1 protein-coding gene is annotated in these 285 nt (G+C 67.0%); it reads left to right on the top strand.

Annotation, left to right across the window (positions count from 1 at the left end; all coding sequences use genetic code 11):
- Positions 1 to 285: hypothetical protein (locus tag NCR39_RS26385; protein WP_250455408.1), on the top strand; the 285-nt coding region annotated here is incomplete at both ends.

The raw sequence follows: 285 nt of genomic DNA, 5'->3' as shown, positions 1-285 counted from the left end.
ATGCAAGAGCCTCGCGTTCGATGTGCAGGCGTGGCGCGACGGCGCGCGCACGCAAGGCGTCGGCGATCTGGTGTGCGTGAACCCGTTCCCGTCGCGCCCGCTCGGATTTCTCAACGATCCGGACGGCGAGCGCTTTCACAAGGCGTATTTCAGCGCCAATGCGGGCGTGTGGACGCACGGCGATCAGATCGAGTTTCCGCCGGAAGGCACGGCGCGTCTGCACGGACGCAGCGACGGCGTGCTCGTCGTGCGCGGCATCAATGTCGGGCCGGGCGAGATCTATCG

It is taken from the genome of Caballeronia sp. ATUFL_M2_KS44 (genome assembly GCF_023630965.1).
GTDB lineage: Bacteria > Pseudomonadota > Gammaproteobacteria > Burkholderiales > Burkholderiaceae > Caballeronia > Caballeronia concitans.
Note: the sequence above shows the minus strand (reverse complement) of the source record. Positions and strands in the feature narration are given on the sequence as shown.